This window comes from Streptomyces sp. NPDC002870, assembly GCF_042888505.1.
GTDB lineage: Bacteria > Actinomycetota > Actinomycetes > Streptomycetales > Streptomycetaceae > Streptomyces.
Genome location: NZ_JBIAPW010000028.1, coordinates 86253 through 107468, shown reverse-complemented (window position 1 = coordinate 107468; position 21216 = coordinate 86253). Strand labels below are relative to the sequence as shown.

Below are 21216 nucleotides of genomic sequence, written 5' to 3'. Positions count from 1 at the left end.
CCCCGATATGAGCCCCTTCCTCGCCGGTGTGCTCCAGCTGCTCGCGCTGATAGCCGCGCTGGCGCTGGCGTACCGTCCGCTGGGCGACTACATGGCCGGTGTCTACTCCTCGACGAAGCATCTGCGCGTCGAGAAGTGGATCTACAAGGCCATCGGCGCCAACCCCGCCGCCGAGATGCGCTGGCCCGCCTATCTGCGCGGTGTGCTGGCCTTCTCCGCGGTCGGCGTCCTCTTCCTGTACCTGCTGCAGCGTATCCAGGGCTCCCTGCCGGGTTCGCTGGGCTTCTCCTCGATCGACCCGGACCAGGCGTTCAACACCGCCGCGTCGTTCGTGTCGAACACCAACTGGCAGTCGTACTACGGCGAGCAGACCATGGGCCACGTCGTGCAGACCGGTGGCCTGGCGGTGCAGAACTTCCTCTCGGCCGCGGTGGGCCTCGCGGTGGCGGTGGCGCTCGTACGGGGCTTCGCCCCCACCCGCACCGGTGAGCTGGGCAACTTCTGGGCCGACCTGGTGCGTGGCACGGTCCGCATCCTGATCCCGATCTCGGTGATCGGCGCGATCATCCTGGTCTCTGCCGGGGCGATCCAGAACTTCGCCGGGATTCATGAGGTCGGCCAGTTCATGGGCGGCTCGCAGCAGTGGAACGGCGGCGCGGTCGCCTCGCAGGAGGCCATCAAGGAGCTGGGCACCAACGGCGGCGGTTACTTCAACGCCAACTCCGCCCACCCCTTCGAGAACCCGAACGCCTTCACCAACCTCTTCCAGCTCTTCCTGATCCTGCTGATCCCGTTCGCGCTGACCCGCACGTTCGGAAAGATGGTCGGCTCGATCAGGCAGGGTTACGCGATTCTCGCCGCGATGGCGGTCATCTGGGTCGGTTTCGTCTTCCTGATGTGGTGGACGGAGTTCGCGGGCCGCGGTCCGGCGTTCCAGATCGCCGGTGGCGCGCTGGAGGGCAAGGAGACCCGGTTCGGCATCGGAGCTTCGTCGATCTTCGCGGTCTCCACGACCCTGACCTCGACGGGAGCGGTGGACGGCTTCCACTCCTCGTTCACCGGTTTCGGCGGCGGTATCACGTTGCTGGGCATGCAGTTGGGCGAGATCGCACCCGGTGGGGTGGGTTCCGGCCTGTACGGCATGCTGATCATGGCGATCATCGCGGTGTTCATCGCGGGCCTGATGGTGGGCCGTACGCCCGAGTATCTGGGCAAGAAGATCGGCACGCGTGAGATCAAGCTGGCGGCCTGCTACATCCTCATCACGCCGGCGTTGTCTCTCGGCTTCACCGCCGCGTCGATGGCGCTGCCGACTCCGGTGAACTCGATGACCAACTCGGGTGCGCACGGCTTCTCCGAGATCCTGTACGCGTTCACCTCGGGCGCGAACAACAATGGTTCGGCCTTCGCGGGTCTGAACGCGGATACGCAGTGGTTCAACACCACGATCGGTTTGGCGATGCTGCTGGGCCGCTTCCTGCCGATGGTGTTCGTGCTGGCGCTGGCGGGTTCGCTCGCCGAGCAGAAGCCGGTGCCGGCCACGGCGGGCACGCTGCGGACTGAGAAGCCGCTGTTCACCGGGCTGCTGGTCGGCACGATCCTGATCATCACCGGTCTGACCTACTTCCCGGCCCTCGCGCTGGGTCCGCTCGCCGAAGGGCTGGCGTCATGACCCCCGACATCAAGAAGCAAGAGGAGCCCGGCTCCATGTCCACCGCCACTGCGACCCGGGCGCCGCACTCCGATGTGCCCACCGGTCACAGGACAGAGCCCGGACGCGTCGGCGGGGGCTGTTCGACCCCAAGCAGCTGATCAAGTCCTTGCCGGACGCCGTCAGGAAGCTCGACCCGCGGGTGATGATCAAGTCGCCCGTGATGTTCGTGGTCCTGGTCGGCTCCGTGCTGACCACGGTCTTCGCGATCAAGGACCCGACCGGCTGGTTCGGCTGGGCGATCGCCGGCTGGCTGTGGCTGACCACGATCTTCGCCAATCTGGCGGAGGCGGTGGCCGAGGGCCGCGGCAAGGCGCAGGCCGACACCCTGCGCAAGGCGAAGACCGGCACGGTCGCGCGGCGGCTCGTCGGCACGACCGAGGAGCGGATACCCGGCACCGACCTGCGCATCGGGGACCTGGTCGTCTGCGAGGCGGGCGACATCATCCCCGGCGACGGCGACGTCGTCGAGGGTGTGGCGTCGGTCGACGAGTCGGCCATCACCGGCGAATCGGCCCCGGTCATCCGCGAGTCGGGCGGCGACCGCAGCGCGGTCACCGGCGGTACGAAGGTGCTCTCCGACCGGATCGTCATCAGGATCACGACGAAGCCCGGCGAGACGTTCATCGACCGGATGATCGCCCTGGTCGAGGGCGCGGCCCGGCAGAAGACGCCCAACGAGATCGCGCTGAACATTCTGCTCGCCTCCCTCACCATCGTCTTCCTGCTCGCGGTCGTGACGCTGCAGCCGTTCGCCAAGTACGCGGGCGCCGAGCAGTCGCTGATCGTGCTGACCGCCCTGCTGGTCTGCCTGATCCCGACGACCATCGGCGCACTCCTGTCCGCGATCGGCATCGCGGGCATGGACCGGCTGGTGCAGCGCAACGTGCTGGCGATGTCGGGCCGCGCGGTCGAGGCCGCGGGCGATGTCTCCACGCTGCTGCTCGACAAGACCGGCACGATCACCCTCGGCAACCGTCAGGCCGCCGAGTTCGTTCCGGTCAAGGGCGTCACAGAAGCCGAGCTGGCGGACGCCGCGCAGCTTTCCTCGCTGGCCGACGAGACGCCCGAGGGCCGCTCCATCGTCGTGCTGGCGAAGGAGAAGTACGGGCTGCGCGAGCGCCACCAGGGCGAGCTGATCGATGCCGAGTGGGTGGCCTTCACCGCCCAGACCCGTATGTCGGGTGTCGACCTCGTCGAGGACGGCACCAGGCGCAAGGTCCGTAAGGGCGCGGCGGGTTCGGTCATCAGGTGGGTCACCGAGCACGGCGGCAGCGTTGTCGAGAACGCCGACATCACGGCCAGCCGGATCTCGCAGGCGGGCGGTACGCCGCTGCTGGTCGCCGTCGAGGACGACAAGGGTGCCCGCGTCCTGGGTGTCATCCACCTGAAGGACGTCGTCAAGGACGGCATGCGGGAGCGGTTCGACGAGCTGCGCAGGATGGGCATCAAGACCGTCATGATCACGGGTGACAACCCGCTGACCGCGCGTGCCATCGCGGACGAGGCCGGTGTGGACGACTTCCTCGCAGAGGCCACCCCCGAGGACAAGATGGCGCTGATCAAGCGGGAGCAGGCCGGCGGCAAGCTCGTCGCGATGACCGGTGACGGCACCAACGACGCCCCGGCGCTGGCGCAGGCGGACGTCGGCGTGGCGATGAACACCGGTACCTCGGCCGCCAAGGAGGCCGGGAACATGGTGGACCTGGACTCCAACCCGACCAAGCTGATCGAGATCGTCGAGATCGGCAAGCAACTCCTGATCACCCGGGGTGCGTTGACGACGTTCTCGATCGCCAACGACGTCGCGAAGTACTTCGCGATCATCCCGGCGATGTTCGCGGTGGTCTACCCGGGCCTGGACAAGCTCAACATCATGCAGCTGTCCTCTCCGGAGTCGGCGATCCTGTCGGCCGTCGTCTTCAACGCGCTGATCATCATCGCGCTGGTGCCGCTCGCCCTCAGGGGCGTGCAGTACCGGCCGACCAGCGCGGACAAGATGCTCCGCCGCAACATCGGGATCTACGGCCTGGGCGGCCTGATCGCCCCGTTCATCGGCATCAAGCTCATCGACCTGATCATCTCCCTCATCCCCGGAGTCGGCTGATCCCATGAACAACTCAGTCAGCAGCACCGCCCGGTTGATGTGGGCCGGACTGCGTGCCCTGCTCGTCCTGACCGTGATCTGCGGCGTCATCTACCCGCTCGCCGTCACCGGTGTCGCACAGGCCCTGTTCAACAACAAGGCCAACGGTTCCGAGATCAGGTCCGAGGGGAAGGTCGTCGGCTCCGAACTCATCGGGCAGCGCTACGACCTGCCGCTGAAGAAGGGTGAGGAGACGCCCGCGCCGGACCTGAAGTGGTTCCAGCCGCGCCCCTCCAACGGCCTGGGCTCCAACACCGTCAACACCCAGTACAAGCTGCTCCTGTCCGGCGCGACCAACCGGTCCGGCGACAACGCCGAACTGATCAAGTGGGTCACCGACGCCAAGGCCGCCGTGGTGAAGGACAACGCCACGGCCACGTACGAGGTCAAGCCCTCGGACGTGCCGGCCGACGCCGTCACCTCCTCCGGCTCCGGCCTGGACCCGGACATCTCCCCCAAGTACGCCGAGCTCCAGGTCCACCGCGTCGCCGAGAAGAACGACCTCTCCGTGGCCCAGGTCGACAAGCTCGTCAAGGACAACACCGACGGCCGGATCCTCGGCTTCATGGGCGAGCCCACGGTGAACGTCCTCAACCTCAACATCGCGCTGAAGGCACTCACCGAGAAGTGATCGTGCTGGGCAGCGGCAGACCAGGTCCGCCGCTGCCCAGGGCTCAGCCGCAGGTCAGGAGGGGCGATGCCCAGTCCGCGTGGTCGTAGTCGATGCCGTCGCCGCCGTCGGTGACGACCAGCCTCAGCTCCAGGCCGCCGGTGAGATCCGCCGTGAGCGGCCTGGCGGCGTCGGCTCCGGTGAGGCGGCCGCTGTCGGCGACCTTGGTGCCGTCCCGGTAGATCTGGAAGACCACCGACCCGTTCGTACCGCCCGACTCGTCGTCGACGCCGACGGTGGCGGTGAGCCTGGTGCAGCCGCCGCCGAGGTAGTACGTGATGTCGCTCGCCGCGTGTGTGCCGAGGCCCCTGGCGTAGGCGGTGCCGTTGACGGTGAGGGTCCGGCCGTCGCCCGCGGCCTTCTCGCCGTTGCTGTGGTCGCGCTCCACCGGCCCCCAGCCGTTCGCGGCCGAGGTCCATGTGAGCCCGCTGAGCGCATGGTTGCCGGCCGCCGGGCCGCTGCCGCAGACCAGCTTGGCGTCCGCCCAGTCGGCGTGGTCGTAGTCGATGCCGTCCCCGCCGTCGGTGACGACCAGCCTCAGTTTCGTACCGCCGGTGAGGTCGGCGCTCAGGCGCTTCGGCGGATCGCTCGCCGTGCGCACACCGCTGTCGGCGACCAGGGCGGTGTCGCGATAGACCCGGAAGACGACCGATCCGCCCGCCGTCGACTCGTCGTCCACGCCGACGTCCACGGTGAACGACCGGCAGCCGCCGCCCAGGTAGTAGGTGATGTCGCTCGCCGCGTGTGTACCGAGGCCCTTGGCGTAGGCGGTGCCGTTGACGGTGAGGGTCCGGCCGTCGCCCGCGGTCTGCTCGCCGTTGCTGCGGTCGCGCTCCACCGGCCCCCAGCCGTTGATCGCCGACGTCCACGGCAGATCGCTGACCTGCTGGATCCCGGCGGGCGGCGGCACCGGAGCGCCCGGCGTCACCCGGTACATCACGGTCCCGTGGGCGGGCACCGAGGCGCTGATCGTGCCCGTTGTGGTGCCGGTCTGCTTGGACCACAGGTCCTTGAGCGCGTACGAGGAGGCGCCGCCGATCCCGATCGCCTCGACCGTCGTCGAGATCGTCTTCGCAGAGGTCGTCTCATTGGTCAGCGTCACCGAACGGCTGCCGTCGGCCAGGGGCTTGGACATCACCACAAGACCGCCGGAGCTGGACACCACCGTGCCCTGCTTGCCCAGGCTGTCCTGGTCGACCGCGATGACGTCGGTGTTCTTCAGGATCGCGAGGGTGGCGGGCGAGGCGCTGCGCAGATCGCTGCCGATCAGCAGCGGCGCGGCCATCTGCGCCCAGAGGCTGAAGTGGGTGCGGTACTCGGTGTCGGTCATCCCGCCGTTCCCGACCTCGAGCATGTCGGGGTCGTTCCACGCCCCGGGCTTGGCGTAGGGCGCGAGCCCCTGGTTCTGGTGCGCGATGCCGATCATGCTGGACCAGGAATCGCTGATGTCCCCGGTCGTACGCCATGAGTTGCCGACGTCCGCCGCCCAGTTCCAGGGCTGGTTCTCCCCCCACTCGCAGATGCTGTAGAGAATCGGCCGCCCGGTGGCCTTCAGGGCGTTGGCCATGGCGGTGTAGCGCTGCTTTGCGTCGGCGCCGGTGTTGTTGCAGTTGTCGTACTTCAGGTAGTCCACGCCCCAGGAAGCCCACAGGTCGGCATCCTGCTGCTCGTGCCCGAGCCCGCCCGGAAAGCCCTGTACGTCGCAGGTCTTGGTGCCGGCACTGGAGTAGATGCCGAACTTGAGCCCCTTGGAGTGCACATAGTCCGCAACCGCCTTGATCCCATTGGGGAAGCGGACCGGATCGGGGACGAGATTGCCGTTCGCGTCGCGCTGCGGCAGGGCCCAGCAGTCGTCGATGTTGACGTAGGTGTACCCGGCGTCCTTGAGGCCCTGGGACACGAAGACGTCGGCGATGCCCTTGACCATGGCCTCGTTGAACTCGGCCCGGCAGTGGGTGGAGTTCCAGTTGTTGAACCCCATCTGGGGCGTACGTGCGAGCCCGTTGTCGACGGCGGCTGCGGGGGGAGCGGCGGCCACCTGCCCGGTGACGGCGACGGCCGCGCCTGCTGTGAGGAGCGCGAGCGTCGTGGCGACGGCGGCCAGGCGGGCGCCGAGTGAGGTGTGTCGTTCTGCATGCATGTGCGGCTCCGAGGGGGGTGATTGGCGCACAAACAAACGGGGACGAACGAAAGCCACCACATTTCAGCGCTAGGCCAGGTTCATGTCAAGACATCGCACACGCCCTGCGGGCGGGGCAGCTCAGGCTCACTTATCCCGCAAATAGGAGCGAAAGGGGCACACTGAAGGGAGAAGTGCGGCGGCAGGCTCGGTCTGGAGGGTGATCACATGGCCGGTCGGACGATGGTGGGGAAGGGGCCCCGGTCCCGCTACGCCCCGGATCGGGGACTCACCACCCGCATGGTGACGACGATGTTCCTGATCGGGCTGGTCTATGTGGTCTTCGTGGGTGTGCTGCTGGCCCTCCTGCGCGGCTCGTGGCCGGTCATCCTGATGATCGCGGGCGTGCTGTTCATCGCTCAGTTCTGGTTCAGCGACCGCATCGCGGCCTTCAGCATGGGTGCCCGCGAGGTCACCCCGGAGCAGGCGCCCGAGCTGCACGGCGCCGTCGACCGTATCTGCGCCCTCGCCGACATGCCCAAGCCTCGCGTCGCGATCGCCGACAGCGATGTGCCGAACGCCTTCGCCGTCGGCCGTAACGAGAACTCCGCCCTGGTCTGTGCCACCACCGGCCTGCTGCGCCGTCTGGAGCCGGAGGAGCTGGAGGGCGTCCTCGCGCACGAGCTGTCGCACGTCGCACATCGTGATGTCGCCGTGATGACCGTCGCGTCGTTCCTCGGCGTCCTCGCGGGCGTGCTGACCCGTGTCGCGGTCTGGGGCGGTTTCGGCCGGCCCGACGGCAGCCGCGACCCCAACGCCGCGATCGCCATGCTGCTGGTACCCCTGGTCAGCGCTGCCGTGTACGTGATCAGCTTCCTGCTGACCCGGCTGCTCTCCCGCTACCGCGAGCTGTCCGCCGACCGCGCCGCCGCGATGCTGACCGGCCGCCCCTCCGCACTCGCTTCCGCGCTCACCAAGGTGACCGGCGAGATGGCGGCGATCCCGACGCGGGACCTGCGCAGGGCCGAGCCGTTCAACGCCTTCTGGTTCGTGCCGGCCTTCTCCTCCAAGGAGAGCCTGAGCAGGCTGCTCTCCTCCCACCCGACGCTGGAGCAGCGCCTGGACCAGCTGGGCAGGATCTCGGCGCAGCTCGGCCGCCCGTGACGACGAACTGAGGTTCATTCGTGGGACTCCTCGACACCATCCTCGGCCGCAGCAAGCCGGTACGCCCCGACCTCGACCAGCTCTTCGGCCTGCCCGCCGCCGCGATCACCCTCCAGGCGGGCGCCGGATTCACCCCGACCGGCGTCGGCTCGGTGTGCTTCGCCAGCGTCGAGGGCGGGGCCTTCGCTCAACTCCAGGAGGACGTACGGGAGTTGCTCGACGCGGACACCGGGCGCGGCGGCATCCCGGTCGAGTTCAGCCAGGACGCGTACGGCTATACCTGGCTCCTCGCCCGCCATCCCGCCAACGACACGGCCTCCCTGGTCAACGACCTGCACGCGGTCAACACCCTCCTCGAGGAAGCCGGGTTCGGCCCGCAGCTGCTCTGCTCCCTGATCGCCTTCCGCGAGGCCACGGGGGATCGCGCGCTGGCGCTGGTCTACCTCTACAAGCGCGGCACCTTCTACCCCTTCGCGCCGCTCCCGGGCACGACGGAGAAGCGCGACAACGGATTGGAACTCCAGGCGAGGGCGCTGCTCACGGACGATCTGCGCATCGAGACGGACCTGGCCCGGTGGTTCCCGGTGTGGGGGGCGCCGGGCCTCGGCGGGACGGGCCACGTGCCCACGACGGGCCTGTAGACCGGCCGGACGGCCGGACGGACCAGACGGACCGGACGGCCGGACCGGCGCAGAAGCCCTACTCGGCGATCCGTACCAGCGCGAACGTGATGTTGTCAGGCCCTCCGGCCGCGATCGCCGCCTTCCAGAGCTCGAAGGCGGCCCTCCCGTCGTCGTGCACCCGCAGCAGGCCCTCGAGCTCATCGTCAGGCACCGGGTCGGTCAGCCCGTCGGTGCACACCAGGTAGCGATCGCCTACGGAGAGCGCCGAGGCCGCCACATGGGGCGTGATGGCGTTGAACGTGTGGCTGCCGCCGAGCGTCTGTGTGACGGCTGACGTGATGCGCTGTCCGGGCCGCAGCGGCGGGCTGTCGTCCACGCTCACCTGGCGAAGCCCGTTCCGAGCCGCGTCGAACACTTTGCTGTCCCCGACGTTGAACGTCAGCAGCGACTCCTTCAGGACGACGGCACCCGCGACCGTGGTCCCCATGGTGACCAGCTCAGGATGGTCGCGGGCGGCGGAGTACACCGCGTGATTGCAGATGTCCAGGGCGTCACTGACGGCATCCTCGTCGTCCAACGAGGGGCCGAGTGTGGCGAGTTGGCGGACCACCAGCGCACTGGCCACCTCGCCGGCCGGCTGCCCGCCCAGTCCGTCGGCGACCGCGACGACGAGCGGTGAGCCGAGGGGGAACAGCAACGTCTGCGGATTCTCGGTCACGGTGCCGCACAGCGTCCACGGTCCGACGACGAGGCTGTCCTCGTTGTGCTCACGGATCAGCCCGGCATGGCTCAAGGCAGTCACTGCTATGTACGGCACCGGAATGTCCCGCCTCTCGGCAACGGCCGACGTGCCTCTCACCAACCATTGTTACGCCGCGGACGTCCGCGCGGGTGCTGCGCGGCCGGATCGTGGCGGCAGACTGGGTGGACCACCATCAGACGTACTGCACCGGCGAAGGCGAAGGCGGTGAGACCGCGTCATGGACCTCGCCCCCGACGTGCCCGCGCTCGTACGTGAACTGACCCGGCGGGCCGATCCGCTGCGCCTGCGCCATGACGTGGAGTACCTCGCCGACCGCCCGCGAAGCCGCACCCACGCGCCCGAGGCCATGCTGCGCGCAGAGGCCCATGTGACGAGTGAACTGGCCGCCGCGGGCTGGCGGACCGAGCGTCAGCCCTTCGACGTACGGTGGCGACTGGGCTCCACCGACCGCCACGGCCATCGGGCACTGGCGCTCACACCGCGCCTGCACCGGCGGCTGACCGGCGCGAACCTCCTGGCCGGGCTGCCGGGAGGCGACGGCCGCCCCACGGTGGTGGCCGGAGCGCACCTGGACACCGTCGACGGCTGCCCCGGCGCCGACGACAACGCCTCCGGCGTCGCCGCGCTGCTGGAGATCGCGCGCCTCATCGCCGGGCTGCCGCGACCGCCCCCGGTCACCCTCATGTTCTTCGACATGGAGGAGCTGGGGTTGATCGGTTCCCGGTTCGCCGTCCGGCGGCCGGGCCGCACCCGGCAGATCGTGGGCATGGTCTGCCTCGAGTCGGTCGGCTTCTTCGCGAACGAGCCCGGAACCCAGCTGCTGCCCGCCGGGTTCGGCGCGGCCTTCCCCCGAGCGGCCGCCGAGGTCCGCTCTGCCGGGCAACGTGGCGACTTCACCCTCGTCGTCCACCGGCGCTCCACGACGGCGGCGGCGCGTCTGTGGCGCCGGGCAGCGGGCGCCGTCGAGCCCCCGCTGCCCGCCGTCACCCTGCGCGACCCGCGGCCGGACGGCCGGCTGGGCGCGCTCGTCGGCCTCGCGGTGCCGCCGGTGAAACATCTCGACCGAAGTGACCACGCGGCCTTCTGGAACGCTGGGATTCCGGCCCTGATGCTCACCAGCACGGCGAACTTCCGGAACCGCAATTACCACCGGCCGACCGACACCCCGGACACCATCGACTACCGGCGTCTGGCGGCCGTCGCCGTCGCGACCGCCGCCACCGTCACGTCCTGGCCCGCCGACCCGACCGGTTGATCCCGGTCTCGGCCCGTCTCGGCCCGTCTCGGGCGGCCGAGATCGGCGGAACCCCCGTAGAAGCCCGCACTCGGCGTTCACCTTCCCTACGCTGGACATGACTGGTCCCGTACGCATGACGAGGTGGGTGGGCCACCTCGGAAGGCGACTCGGCCGGCGAAGACTGGTCGGAGGCGAGGGATGATGAGGCGTGGCGTTACCGAGCCACGGATGCACCCGGTTGTCCGAGCAGCCCGTGCCCGCTTCCGGCCACGGGGGCGCTGCGAGCCGTGAGAGAGCGAATCCGGGTATTCGGCGGGGCGGTGCTGGCCGCTGTCTATGTGCTGGGCAAGAGGGACGACAGTCTGCGGCTGGCGGAATCGGCCGGAGACTCCGGTGCGATGTACGGGCTGTCGCCCCGCTATCCCCTGTCCGGCCATGCACCGGTCGTCGAAGCCTTCCGCACGGGCCGCGCCCTGTGGCTGAACGCGGAAGGGCTCGCCGCGTACGGCGAGAGCCCCGGAGAGAAGGCCGACCGGACGCTGCCCGACATCTCGCTGGGCGCACTGCCGCTCGGAGCGAACGGCTCTCCGCTGGGCTGCCTGGTCGTCGTGGACGACGTGGGCAACGGCTTCGACGCCGAACGGCGCAACTTTCTGGAGCTCTACGCCGACCAGGTCGCCGCCTGGCTCGAAGCGACCGGCGAACCGAACAGTCACGCCATCGGCCGTGCGGGGACCCGGCCGGTACTGGGCCCTGCCCTGGACCGCCTCCGTGTCGGTTCGTTCACCCTGGTCCTGAGCAGCGGGCAGATCGAGGCGGACGACCGGGTGCTCGACCTCGTCGACATCCCCCGGGACGAATTCGACGGACGGGTGGAGACGCTGCTGGCGCACACCGTTCCCGACGACCTGCCCTCGCTCATGTCCATCGTCGAGCCGGGCCATATGACGTCCGTCGGCCGGGACCTCGAATTCCGTATCCGCCGCCCCACCGGCGAGCTGCGCTGGCTGCGCCTGCGATGCCGGGTGGTGGCGGACGGCGTCGGCAAGCCGGAGCGGGTGCTCGGCGTGGTCGCCGACGCCTCGCATCTGCGGCCCAGCGCGGACGAGGTCTCCAGGGTGCAGCAGCTGTCCGTCGCGCTGGCCGGTGCGATGACCGTCAGGGACGTCAGCAGGGCCGTGGTCGCGGCCCTGCGCCACCCGCTGGGAGCCGACCGGGTGGCTCTCGCCGAACTCGAGGGGGACCGGCTGGTGGTCACGGTCCTCGACCCGCCGGAGCCCGATGCCTGGCCGGAGCTCTGGCGGTCCGAATGGCGGTCCGAGTGGCCCGACGCGCCCGCCGGCGCCCTGCCCACGCTGGAGGCCGCGCTGCGCGAGGGCCGGGCGAGCCTGTGGACGGCGGGCTCCGCGCTCGAACCGGGCCTCGTCGGCATCGGCCCCGGCGGCCTCGCCGTGCTGCCGATCCCCGCCGAGGGCCGGGTGGTGGGCGGGTGCCTGGTCGGATGGGACGAGCCGCACGCGTTCGGGCCCGAGGAACGGTCCATGCTGACCGCGACCGCGGGCCTGGTGGGGCAGGCCCTGGTGCGCGCCCGTTCGTTCGACGCCGAGCACGAACTCGCCACCACGCTTCAGCGCAGCCTCCTGCCGCGCAAGCTTCCGCGGCTGCCCGGTGCGGTGGCCGTGGCCCGCTATCTGCCCGCGACGGTGGGCCTGGAGGTCGGCGGCGACTGGTACGACGTGATCCCGCTCTCCGAGAACCATGTGGCGCTGGTTGTCGGGGACGTGCAGGGGCACAACGCCGGCGCCGCGACGATCATGGGCCAGATGCGTACGGCGATCAGGGCCTACGCCGTGGAGGGCCACCCGCCCGACGTGGTCGTCTCCCGGGCCAATCACCTGCTCGTCGGCATGGAGACCGACCTCTTCGCCACCTGCTGCTATGTCGCCATCGACATGGAGGAGGGCAACGCCTGGTGCGTCAGGGCCGGGCATCTGCCGCCGTTGCTGCGCACCCCGGAAGGCGTCACCCGTGAGGTGGAGGTCGAGGGCGGGCCTCCGCTGGGCGTGCTCGCGGAGGCCCAGTTCCCGATGACCGCGGTCGCACTGGCTCCCGGCACGGTGCTCGCCCTGCTGACGGACGGCCTGGTCGAGTCGTCGAGCCTGCACCTGGAAGACGGCATGCGCCGGGTGTGCGACGCGCTTTCCACCGCCGACCCGTCCGACGCCGGGCGGATGGCCGACGAGCTGCTCGGCGGCGTCAACCGGCGTGACGACGACGTGGCGCTGCTGCTCCTGCGCTACGACGGTATTGGAGTCCGGCCGCTCCGGGCGGGCTGGACGGTGTGGAGGCTGCCTGACGCGGTCGCGCACGCGCGCCGTTTCACCTCCCGCACCCTGCGCTCCTGGCGCGCTACGGACGAGCGCGTGACGGAACAGTCCGACACGGTCCTGCTGATCGTCTCCGAGCTGGTCACCAATGCGCTGGTGCACACCCTGGGCCAGGTGCGCCTGGACCTCATGCTGGCCGGGGAGCGGCTACGGGTGGCGGTGAGCGACGCATCGCCGCGCGCTCCCGTCAAACCGGGGAACGTGGACTGGGAGGCGACCGGCGGCCGGGGGATCCTGCTGGTCGAGGCGGTGTCGGCGTCGTACGGCTCCGTGCCGCTCAGCAGCGGCAAGCAGGTGTGGGCCGAGATCATCCTGCCACCCCGTGTGCCCTGAACCCTGCCGGCTGCCCCCTGACCGCCTGCCCCCACCCGGCCGGTCCCTGACCGGCCGGGTGGTGCGCACGCCCGCTGTCACGGATGTGCGCACCCGACGGTCACCCGCTGCGAACCACGGCCTGCTACGGCTTCCACCATGCGGCAGAGGCGTCGCGCAGCGTGTTCGTGCCGCAGTGGATCTCGCCCATACCGAGGTGGTACGTGTACCAGTCGTCGATGTACGACACCTTCATGCCCGCCTGCGTGTACGCGGCAGTCACGGCGGAGGTGAATATGTCCTTGCCGCCGATGACCGGACCCCACTGCCGCGGGGCCAGGTAGCGGTCGCGGCCGAGCAGGATCCCGTTGACCGCACCCGGAACGTACGCGCTGGTCATGACCGTTCCCGGGGCCTCGCCGCGGTCGTCGTGCCTCGCGAGCTCCCTCTGCTGCCCGTACTCGCGGACCGCGTCCGGTACCTCGCCGGCGCCCATCCGCTTCAGCCGCGGCATGCGGTCGCCCCGCTCCTCGTCTCCCGTCCCCCGCGTGTACAGCGCGGGCACCCGTACGACCTCGGCGTCGGTCACACCCGTCTCGCGCTTGAGCACCTCCAGATTCGCGGTGATCCGCTTCGCGGCCATGGTGTTGTCGGCCACCAGCCACTTCGAGGCGAGCGCCTGGTCGATGGTCTCCTTCGGGGCGGGCAGTTCCTTGCTTCCCGGCACGGAGAACATCCGCGTCTTGCCGTGGCCGGCCTGCTGCGCCTCGCGCAGCAGCCGCAGTCCCGCCTCGGGGTCGGCGATTGAGATCTTCCAGCCGCGCGGAGTGTCCGCGGGAAGGAACTGGACGAACTCGTCCACGTGACCCACATGCAGCCATGAGGTGTCCAGGAGCAGCGGGTCCTGGAACCCCTGGGACTTCAGCAGCGTCCGCATCACCTGCGCGGGCTTCGAGCCGTTGTCCTTGCGCTCGCCCATGATGATGCGCCCGGCGGGGAAGGACCGGCCGCCGTGGTCGTACGGAGGGATGGTCTCCAGATTCCCCATCGAGTTGAGGGTCCACTCCTCCGAGTCGCGGACCCCGGACACCTGCACCACGCCGACGCCGTTGCCGCGCAGCTTCTCGAACAGCTCCCGGCCGGCCTCACGGTCCGCCTGCGCGGAGCGCAGCATCACGCGTATCGCCTGCCGACCCCCACCGGGGCCGGTCATGCTCACGTAGCCGGGCTCGACGAAGTCCTGTGCCCAGACGTCCCCGTACTTGTCGAAGGTCGTCAACGGCTTGTTGATGCCCGCCGACTTGACCTCTGCCGCGAGGCCCTTGACGAACGCCTGCTGCCGGCGCGCGTATTCGTCCTTCCCGGGCACCTGGGTGACGAGCAACTGTTGCGCGTTCTGCAGGTGATGGTGTGTGAGCAGCGGGGCGACCCGCAGGGTGACCTCGTCGGAGGTGCTCTTCCCGCCGGAGGCCACGGTCAGACGGATCACGGAGCGACCGCCCCAGCGGGCGTTGTCGCGTATCACGTCAGTGCTCTCGACCCCGAACTCCACACCTGCGCGGAGCTCGGCGGCGGACAGGCGGGTCTTGGCCGTGACCCAGGTCCAGCCGGTGGAGCGCTTGACGAATATTCGGGTGTTCTTGGCGCCGGCCACGACCTTCAGGGCGCCCGTAGCCGTGGTGGGCAGGTTCGCCATCGGCACGGAGCGCACCCGGGCCAGGTCGGCCGCGTCGACGGAGCCGTTCACCGTGGTGTCGGCCGCGTCGTTGCACGCGGCGAGCTTGGCATCAGGGAGCGGCTTGCCGCCCGGGCCTTTGACCGCGCACCGCTTGGTGTCGTCGTCGATGTTGGGGAGGAAGACCGCTCCCCTCGCGGCGGTCCAGCCGTCCTCACCGCTGGTGTCCGTCGTACCGCCGACGTCCACCCGCCCGTCCCGGTTCACGTCCGCCCGGAGGTCCACCCGGGGTGGCTCTGCGGCGAACACCGGTGACACGGGCGCCAGTACGGCCCCGATCACGGTGATGGCCAGTGCGGCGTGTCTCGCATGGCTCGTACCCACGATGCGTCCCTTTCCTCAGGATCGGTGCTACCGAGCCCGAAGAGGACAGGGACGCGTGGTGCGTTGCCTTCCGGCGCCGGGTTCATCCCGGAGGCATGTGTGGGTGCGACTGGTGGAGGAGGCCGTGTCAGCCCAGGGAATGACGACGAATCAGGGGAACTGGGGTATCGCCGGCTGAACGTCGACGGATGGCGAGGACGTACGCGCGACAGCAGCAGGCGGCCCTGCGTGTCGCTACGAGCACGACACGCAGGGCCGCCTGATCCGCGGGATCCTGAACGGGGTTGGCGCGTCAGGCGCCAGGTGCGCGGTAGTCGACCTTCTGGCGGACCGCCTCGTCGACTTCCTCGGGCGTCAGCAGGACGACCGTGCTTGTGTGAACGCCACCGGCCGCGGACGTGACCAGACCCATCGCCGCGGCGGAGGCGTTGCTCGGCAGGTCCACCGTGACATAGACGTCCTCGTCGCCGAATGCCCAGTGCATTGATTCGAGCCGGCCGCCCAGGCTCTGTACCATGCGGTCGACGACCTCACGGCGTGCGGTACCGCCTTCTTTGAGCAGGCCCTTCAGCCCGTCCACCGTCAACTTGACCCTGAAGAGGTATTTCGGCATCGGTCTCCGCCTTTCAGGTTCGACCGGTCAGCCGGAGCCGTATGCCTGGAGACCGGCTTGGACGTCGTCGAAGTGTGCCGGCGTCGCGCGATGTGCGACGGATTCGCAGCGCCGTGTGGCCGTACGTCCATCGTCGCGCTGCCCCGGCACGACTGCATCCCGACGGGGGGTCTTGCTGTGGCCCGCTCAGGAGGTGGACCGCGCCGTCAGGGACGGAGGCGTACGGCTCACCGTCCGGCCCAACGCGGCCGCTGCCCGGGCGAACTTCGCGGCGTCCAGCAGTGCCGCACCGCCGAGGTCGTTGTTGAAGTACACAAACACATCGTTCTCGTCCGGCCAGGCGTCGGCGATACGCCGGGCCCAGGACTTCAGCGCCTGGCGGCCGTAGCGCGGCGGCGGCTCGGAGATGCCGCCGTGGAATCGCATGTACCCCCATGACGCGGTGCGCCACAGTGGCGTCACCGGGCGGGACCCCCGATCCGCCCAGCACAGGGCGCTGCCGTGCCGTTCCAGCAGCGCCCGGAGCTCTCGCTCCGCCTCCCACCACGACGTGTGGCGGAATTCGACGGCCACCTGAACCGTGCCGGGAAAGCACTTCAGGCAGGCGTCCAGAGCATCGATGTCCTCGCGGAAGTGGCCAGGCAGTTGCAGCAGGACGGGCCCCAGCCGGTCGCCCAGGCCCTCGGTGCGATCCATCAGCCGGCGCACGGGCTCCTCCGGGGCGCGCAGCCGCTTCATATGGGTCAGATAGCGGCTGGCCTTGACCGCCATGACGAACCCCTCAGGAGTCCGCTCCCGCCAGGAGGCGAAGATCTCTGTGGTGGGGAGCCGGTAGAAGGCGTTGTTGTTCTCCACAGTGGCGAAGTGCCGGGCGTACTCCTCCAGCCACAGCCGCTGCGGTTGCCTGGGCGGATACAGGACGCCGCGCCAGTCCTTGTACTGCCATCCCGAGGTGCCGACGAGCATGGGCATGGTCCAATCCCTGCCCAGGAGGAAAGAAACTATTGCCATGTTTCGGGGCATATCCCAGGCCAGGGTGACCCTCTGACCGGGTCCCGGGCAAGGTGAACTCCAGGCGAAAAGGTTGTACCGGTGGCCTTCGCTCAGACATTCGGATGAATCCGCTTCGTATGCTGCAGCGATGACCGTCTCCGCATCGGGCCCGGAATCGGGCGAGGAGCCCACCGGCGGATGCGTGCCTTCCCTGACCGCCCCCCTGGTGGAGCGGGACCAGGTCGCGCGCGTCGCGCGCGTGCTGAAAGCGATCGCCGACCCCACCCGGTTGCAGCTGCTGTGTCTGATCCAGACCGCGCCCGGCGGCGAGGCCTGCGTCTGCAATCTGACCGAGAAGCTCGGGCTGCGGCAGCCCACCATCAGTCACCATCTGAAGACCATGGTCAACGCCGGACTGCTCACGCGAGAGAAGCGTGGCACCTGGGTCTGGTACTCCGTCGACCGCGAGGGAATGGAAGCGGTGCAGAACATCCTGCGCTCACCTGTCGGCGCGCTGACCTGACGGCGGCCGGGCCGGGCCCCGCCTGCGCCCACACCATCGGCCGTCCTCCCCGCGGGCAGGCGACGATCAGGACAGCGTCTGAACGACCTGACGCACTTGGCGCGCGACCGAGTCCGGCAGCGGGGCGTAGTGGATTTCGGGCAGGGCCTTCTGCCCTTCCTCGCCGGCGGTATAGGCCAGGAAGGACTTCAGGGCGGGAAGGGTCTCTGCCTGGTTTCCCGTGTCGCACACGATCTCGTAGGTGACCTGGACGATGGGATACGCGCCGTCGGCGGAGGTTCCGTAGTCGAACTTCAAGGTCAGGTCCTTGCCCGTGCCTGCGATCTTGGCTTCGGCGATGCCGGCGGAGGCGGTCTGCGGCGACGGGGCGACGGGCCGGGAGGCCCCCGTGTCGATCTTGACCGTACTGATCTTGCTGGCAGCGGCGAAGGACAGCTCGAAGTAGCCGATCGAGCCGTCGAGCGTCTGCACCTGCGACGCGACCCCGGTGGATCCGCTCGCGGATTCCCCGCCCTTGCCCTGCCAGGACTTCTTGACCGGGTGGGGCCAGAAATCGCCTGCGGCGCCGGCCAGGTAGGCGTTGAGATTCTGGGTGCTGCCGGAGTCGTCCGACCGGTGCACGGGGTGAACGGGGATCGACGGCAGGTCCGCACCCGGGTTCAGCCGCCGGATGTCGGGGTGGTTCCAGGAGGTGATCCGCGTGTCGAAGATCTTCGCCAGGGTCGGGGCGTCGAGCACCAGATCGTCCACGCCCTGAAGGTTGTAGCCGATCGCGATAGGGCCGCCGACCATCGGGAGGTCGATGGCCCTGCCGCCCGGGCAGACGTCCTTCGACCACTGGACCTCTTCGGGTTTCAGCGCGCTGTCCGAGCCGCCGAAACCGGTCGCCCCCCGGAGGAACTGGGCCACGCCGGCGCCCGAGCCCAGGGGGTTGTACTTGATCTGCACTCCTGCGCATGCGCGTTGGTACTGCTCGATCCAGTACTCCATGGCGTTCTGCTGGGCTGTCGACCCCGAGCCGGGCACCTGACCCTGCGTGGCGCACTCGATCCGGGCCGCGGCCGGGTCGACGGACGAGGCGTCACCGACGGGGGAGCCGCCGGAGTCGCAGGCGGCCAGCAGCATGCTCGTCAGCGCGGCCGCCGCGGCGAGCGGGATCCGTCCCTTCGTGCGTCGACGCTGCACTTTGTACTCCTCGGACACCACGCTTGGGCGAAGCGGTAGGAGGACGCCCGGTGGGCATCTCGTGTCGCCCGGGAACATAGATGCTCGGCGATGTTCTGCGTCCATGGGCGACATCCGTACGAACATCAGCCGTCGTGCCGTCGTATGCGGGGTGAGCGCGGAGTGCTCGACCGGCGGCGGCGCCGTCGAGAGGCGTCACCGCACTCGTCGGTCCTCCATGGGAGCCGCCTGGAGCACCTCGTCCGTCGTCCGGGGCAGATGCGGGGTGTGGTTGACGAGCCGGGCCGAGTTTCCGACGACCGCGATGCTGCTGGTGTTGTGCAGCAGCGCGGCGAGGACGGGGTTCATGGAACCTCCGGCGCCGGCGAGCAGGCCGATCAGGTTGACGCCGATGGCGAGGCCGTAGTTCTGCCGTACGACCCGCAGCGTGTGACGGCTGAGTTCGACGACGGCCGCGACCTGTCGCAGGTCGTTGCCCGCGAGGGCGATGTCGGCGGTCTCCAGGGCCACGTGCGAGGAGTGCTCGCCCATGCTGATCCCGACGTCGGCGAGGGCCAGGGCCGGGGCGTCGTTGGTGCCGTCGCCGACCATCGCCACCGTGTGCCCCTCGGCCTGCAGGTCCCGGATCAGCTGGAGCTTGCCCTCCGGCAGGGCGTGTGCGTGCACCTCGCTGATGCCGAGCGTGTCGGCGACGACCTGCGCGGTCTCCGGGGCGTCGCCGGTGAGCAGCACCAGACGGGACACACCGAGGTCCCTCAGCTGCTGGATGACGGTCCCGGCCCCGGCGCGTACGGCGTCGGACACACCGAGCATGCCGATCAGGTCCTCGTCGAGGGCCAGACAAATGACGGTCTCGCCACCGCTCCGCAGCCGTTCGGTCCAGCCCTGGGCCTCCTCGGTCGGCTCGACGCCGTGCTGGCGCAGCAGGGCCGGGCTGCCGACCAGCAGGCGGGTGCCGTCCAGTTCGGCGCGCATGCCCATGCCGAGGACGACCTCGCAGGCCTGGTGGATGGGTACGTGCAGGTGCTGCTCCTCGGTGCGGGCGACGATGGCCTGCGCGAGCGGATGCCTGGCGTGCAGCTCGCCGGAGGCGGCCAGGCTCAGCACGTCGTCGGCGGTGAACCGGTTGCTGAGGGTGACCACGCTGGTGACCAGGGGTCGCCCGAAGGTGAGGGTGCCGGTCTTGTCGAAGACGACGGCGGTGACCCGGCCGACGCCCTCGAGATGGGTGCCGCCCTTGATGAGGGTGCCGCGGCGCGCTCCGTTGCCGATGGCCGCGCTGATGGCGGTCGGAGTGGCCAGGCCGGCCGCGCACGGGCAGGCGATCAGCAGCATGGTCATCGCACGTCTCGCGTCGCGGGTGAACGCGTACGTCAGGGCGGCCAGGGCGAAGGAGACCGGCACGAAACGCTGGGTGAAGCGGGTGGCGACGGTCTGGATCGGCGCCCGGTCCGCCTGGGCCTCCTCGACGCGGCTGATGATCCGGCCCACGGTGGTGTCCCGTCCGACCGAGGTGGCCCGGACCGTGAGCGAGCCTGAGGTGACGATGGTGCCGGCGTAGACGTGGGCGCCGGCCCGGGCGTAGACGGGCAGGGCCTCGCCGGTGACCGCGGCCTGGTCCACCAGCGCATCGCCGGAGACGACGTGTCCGTCTACGGGGATCCGGTGGTGCTCGTACACGGCGACCACGTCTTCCGGCTCGACGTCCTCCAGCGCCACCTCGACCTCGACGCCGTCCCGCACCAGCCACACGCGCTCCTCACCGATGGTGAGCAGCTCCTCGATGGCGCGCCTGGTGCGGCGCAGCGTCAGTGTCTGGAGGAACTCGCCGATGTTCAGCAGCCACAGCACGGTCAGGGCCACGACGTTCTCGCGCAGTACCAGTGAGATGACGGTCGCCGCGGTGACCAGGGTGTCCGTCCCGGGAGAACTTCGGCCGCGCAGCGAGCGCAGCGCGCCGCGGAAGAAGGGCAGACCGGTGAAGAGGGTGACCGCACCGAGGAAGCCTGAGGATCCGACGGTGATCCGGGGCCGGCGCAGCAGGCGGCGCAGCGCCACGAGGGCGAGGACCGCGCCGCCGACCACGAGCCGTGCGACCTCGCCGGTGGAGGAGTCGGGTGCGGACCGGGTGGCCTTGGCGGGCGCGGACGCGGGCGGGGCTTCTTCGAGCGCGGCGACCAGCCGGTCGACGTCCAGGCGGTCCGGCGCCACCCAGATCACCACGCTTCCGGTGCGCGGGAAGATCCGCAGTGCACGGAACCCGGCGACGCCGGTCAGGCGCTCGTCGACCAGTCCGGCGCTGCCGGGGCGGGCCCTTATCCAGGGGACGGTCAGGCGGGCCCTGCCTGCGGCGACGGAGCAGACGACCACACCGGCCATGATCAGTGCTCGTGTCCGTGATCGTGGTTCTCGACGCTGACCGCCGAGGGCGGCGGCGCCTCCTCGCCGAGTGTGGTCCGGGCCTCCGCGAGCATGTCCGCAGCCTTGAGCCGGGCCTCTTCAGCGGCCGAGGCGACCCACCGCCCGGCGACGATGCCGTTCGCGATACCCCCGACGAGCGCCTTGCGGGCGGCCGGTTTGGCCTCGGGAAGGCGCTTGGAGACCCCTCGGATGATCAGGCCGCCCACCACCCCGGAGACTACGTAGTGAGCGAGACGGCCGGCTGCGGCACCGGCGAGAGCGACGGGATGCATGAAGGGCTCCTTCCGTCT

General features: G+C 69.9%; 15 protein-coding genes and 1 pseudogene. 8 read left to right on the top strand and 8 right to left on the bottom strand.

Translation table 11 applies throughout. The annotated features are described in order from the left end of the window. Positions 1–7 precede the first annotated feature (7 nt). The 3 genes and pseudogenes from kdpA to ACFYWY_RS28215 all read left to right on the top strand — a co-directional run bounded on the left by kdpA (position 8) and on the right by ACFYWY_RS28215 (position 4488). The gene (gene kdpA, locus ACFYWY_RS28225) at positions 8–1672 is read left to right on the top strand and encodes a potassium-transporting ATPase subunit KdpA (protein ID WP_389190878.1); all 1665 of its coding nucleotides are present in this window, start codon (positions 8–10) and stop codon (positions 1670–1672) included. Further along, positions 1669–3818: pseudogene (kdpB, locus tag ACFYWY_RS28220) on the top strand (potassium-transporting ATPase subunit KdpB). Before kdpA ends, kdpB begins: the two are co-directional and overlap by 4 nt. A gap of 4 nt (positions 3819–3822) precedes the next feature. Further along, positions 3823–4488, top strand: a complete 666-nt coding sequence (locus ACFYWY_RS28215) for a potassium-transporting ATPase subunit C (RefSeq protein WP_389190876.1) — start codon at positions 3823–3825, stop codon at positions 4486–4488. 43 nt (positions 4489–4531) lie between these two features. Here ACFYWY_RS28215 and ACFYWY_RS28210 read toward each other — a convergent pair whose 3' ends face one another. Continuing rightward, the gene (locus tag ACFYWY_RS28210; RefSeq protein WP_389190874.1) at positions 4532–6667 is read right to left on the bottom strand and encodes an NPCBM/NEW2 domain-containing protein; all 2136 of its coding nucleotides are present in this window, start codon (positions 6665–6667) and stop codon (positions 4532–4534) included. 207 nt (positions 6668–6874) lie between these two features. Between ACFYWY_RS28210 and htpX the strand changes: the two genes are divergently transcribed. Continuing rightward, entirely contained in the window at positions 6875–7810 is a 936-nt protein-coding gene (gene htpX / locus ACFYWY_RS28205; protein ID WP_389190872.1) for a zinc metalloprotease HtpX, read from the top strand. Positions 7811–7830: 20 nt separating this feature from the next. Next, positions 7831–8451 (top strand): hypothetical protein, encoded by a 621-nt coding sequence (locus ACFYWY_RS28200; RefSeq protein WP_389190870.1) that lies wholly within the window; start codon positions 7831–7833, stop codon positions 8449–8451. A gap of 58 nt (positions 8452–8509) precedes the next feature. Here ACFYWY_RS28200 and ACFYWY_RS28195 read toward each other — a convergent pair whose 3' ends face one another. Beyond that, on the bottom strand, positions 8510–9250 hold the full coding sequence (locus ACFYWY_RS28195) for a PP2C family protein-serine/threonine phosphatase (RefSeq protein WP_389190909.1): 741 nt from the start codon (positions 9248–9250) through the stop codon (positions 8510–8512). Between the two features lie 163 nt (positions 9251–9413). On the opposite strand from ACFYWY_RS28195, the gene ACFYWY_RS28190 reads away from it, so the two are divergent. After that, positions 9414–10451 carry a M28 family peptidase gene (locus ACFYWY_RS28190; RefSeq protein WP_389190868.1) on the top strand — a complete coding sequence of 346 codons (1038 nt, stop codon included), beginning with the start codon at positions 9414–9416 and terminating at the stop codon, positions 10449–10451. A gap of 269 nt (positions 10452–10720) precedes the next feature. Beyond that, complete coding sequence (locus ACFYWY_RS28185) at positions 10721–13153, top strand: SpoIIE family protein phosphatase (protein ID WP_389190866.1); 2433 nt, start codon at positions 10721–10723, stop codon at positions 13151–13153. 124 nt (positions 13154–13277) lie between these two features. Here ACFYWY_RS28185 and ACFYWY_RS28180 read toward each other — a convergent pair whose 3' ends face one another. From ACFYWY_RS28180 to ACFYWY_RS28170, 3 genes are all read right to left on the bottom strand, one after another. After that, complete coding sequence (locus ACFYWY_RS28180) at positions 13278–15191, bottom strand: protein-arginine deiminase domain-containing protein (RefSeq protein WP_389190864.1); 1914 nt, start codon at positions 15189–15191, stop codon at positions 13278–13280. A 292-nt stretch (positions 15192–15483) separates the two neighbouring features. Continuing rightward, entirely contained in the window at positions 15484–15804 is a 321-nt protein-coding gene (locus tag ACFYWY_RS28175) for a GYD domain-containing protein (protein ID WP_389190862.1), read from the bottom strand. A gap of 186 nt (positions 15805–15990) precedes the next feature. Then, on the bottom strand, positions 15991–16776 hold the full coding sequence (locus ACFYWY_RS28170) for a DUF72 domain-containing protein (RefSeq protein ID WP_389190860.1): 786 nt from the start codon (positions 16774–16776) through the stop codon (positions 15991–15993). Between the two features lie 169 nt (positions 16777–16945). Between ACFYWY_RS28170 and ACFYWY_RS28165 the strand changes: the two genes are divergently transcribed. After that, positions 16946–17320, top strand: coding sequence for an ArsR/SmtB family transcription factor (locus ACFYWY_RS28165; protein WP_389190858.1), 375 nt, complete (start codon positions 16946–16948; stop codon positions 17318–17320). A 66-nt stretch (positions 17321–17386) separates the two neighbouring features. On the opposite strand, the gene pstS is transcribed toward ACFYWY_RS28165, so the two are convergent. The 3 genes from pstS to ACFYWY_RS28150 all read right to left on the bottom strand — a co-directional run bounded on the left by pstS (position 17387) and on the right by ACFYWY_RS28150 (position 21198). Continuing rightward, positions 17387–18505: a phosphate ABC transporter substrate-binding protein PstS gene (pstS, locus tag ACFYWY_RS28160; RefSeq protein ID WP_389190856.1), complete on the bottom strand. Its 1119-nt coding sequence runs from the start codon at positions 18503–18505 to the stop codon at positions 17387–17389. Positions 18506–18700: 195 nt separating this feature from the next. Then, positions 18701–20884, bottom strand: coding sequence for a heavy metal translocating P-type ATPase (locus ACFYWY_RS28155; RefSeq protein WP_389190854.1), 2184 nt, complete (start codon positions 20882–20884; stop codon positions 18701–18703). A gap of 2 nt (positions 20885–20886) precedes the next feature. Then, entirely contained in the window at positions 20887–21198 is a 312-nt protein-coding gene (locus ACFYWY_RS28150; RefSeq protein ID WP_389190852.1) for a DUF1490 family protein, read from the bottom strand. Between the last annotated feature and the right edge of the window lie 18 nt (positions 21199–21216).

Bases quoted from the DNA above. Each gene is read 5' to 3' on its own strand.
- kdpA (WP_389190878.1), top strand. From the start codon at position 8: ATGAGCCCCTTCCTCGCCGGTGTGCTCCAGCTGCTCGCGCTGATAGCC.
- ACFYWY_RS28215 (WP_389190876.1), top strand. From the start codon at position 3,823: ATGAACAACTCAGTCAGCAGCACCGCCCGGTTGATGTGGGCCGGACTG.
- ACFYWY_RS28210 (WP_389190874.1), bottom strand. From the start codon at position 6,667: ATGCATGCAGAACGACACACCTCACTCGGCGCCCGCCTGGCCGCCGTC.
- htpX (WP_389190872.1), top strand. From the start codon at position 6,875: ATGGCCGGTCGGACGATGGTGGGGAAGGGGCCCCGGTCCCGCTACGCC.
- ACFYWY_RS28190 (WP_389190868.1), top strand. From the start codon at position 9,414: ATGGACCTCGCCCCCGACGTGCCCGCGCTCGTACGTGAACTGACCCGG.
- ACFYWY_RS28175 (WP_389190862.1), bottom strand. From the start codon at position 15,804: ATGCCGAAATACCTCTTCAGGGTCAAGTTGACGGTGGACGGGCTGAAG.
- ACFYWY_RS28170 (WP_389190860.1), bottom strand. From the start codon at position 16,776: ATGCCCATGCTCGTCGGCACCTCGGGATGGCAGTACAAGGACTGGCGC.
- ACFYWY_RS28165 (WP_389190858.1), top strand. From the start codon at position 16,946: ATGACCGTCTCCGCATCGGGCCCGGAATCGGGCGAGGAGCCCACCGGC.
- ACFYWY_RS28155 (WP_389190854.1), bottom strand. From the start codon at position 20,884: ATGGCCGGTGTGGTCGTCTGCTCCGTCGCCGCAGGCAGGGCCCGCCTG.
- ACFYWY_RS28150 (WP_389190852.1), bottom strand. From the start codon at position 21,198: ATGCATCCCGTCGCTCTCGCCGGTGCCGCAGCCGGCCGTCTCGCTCAC.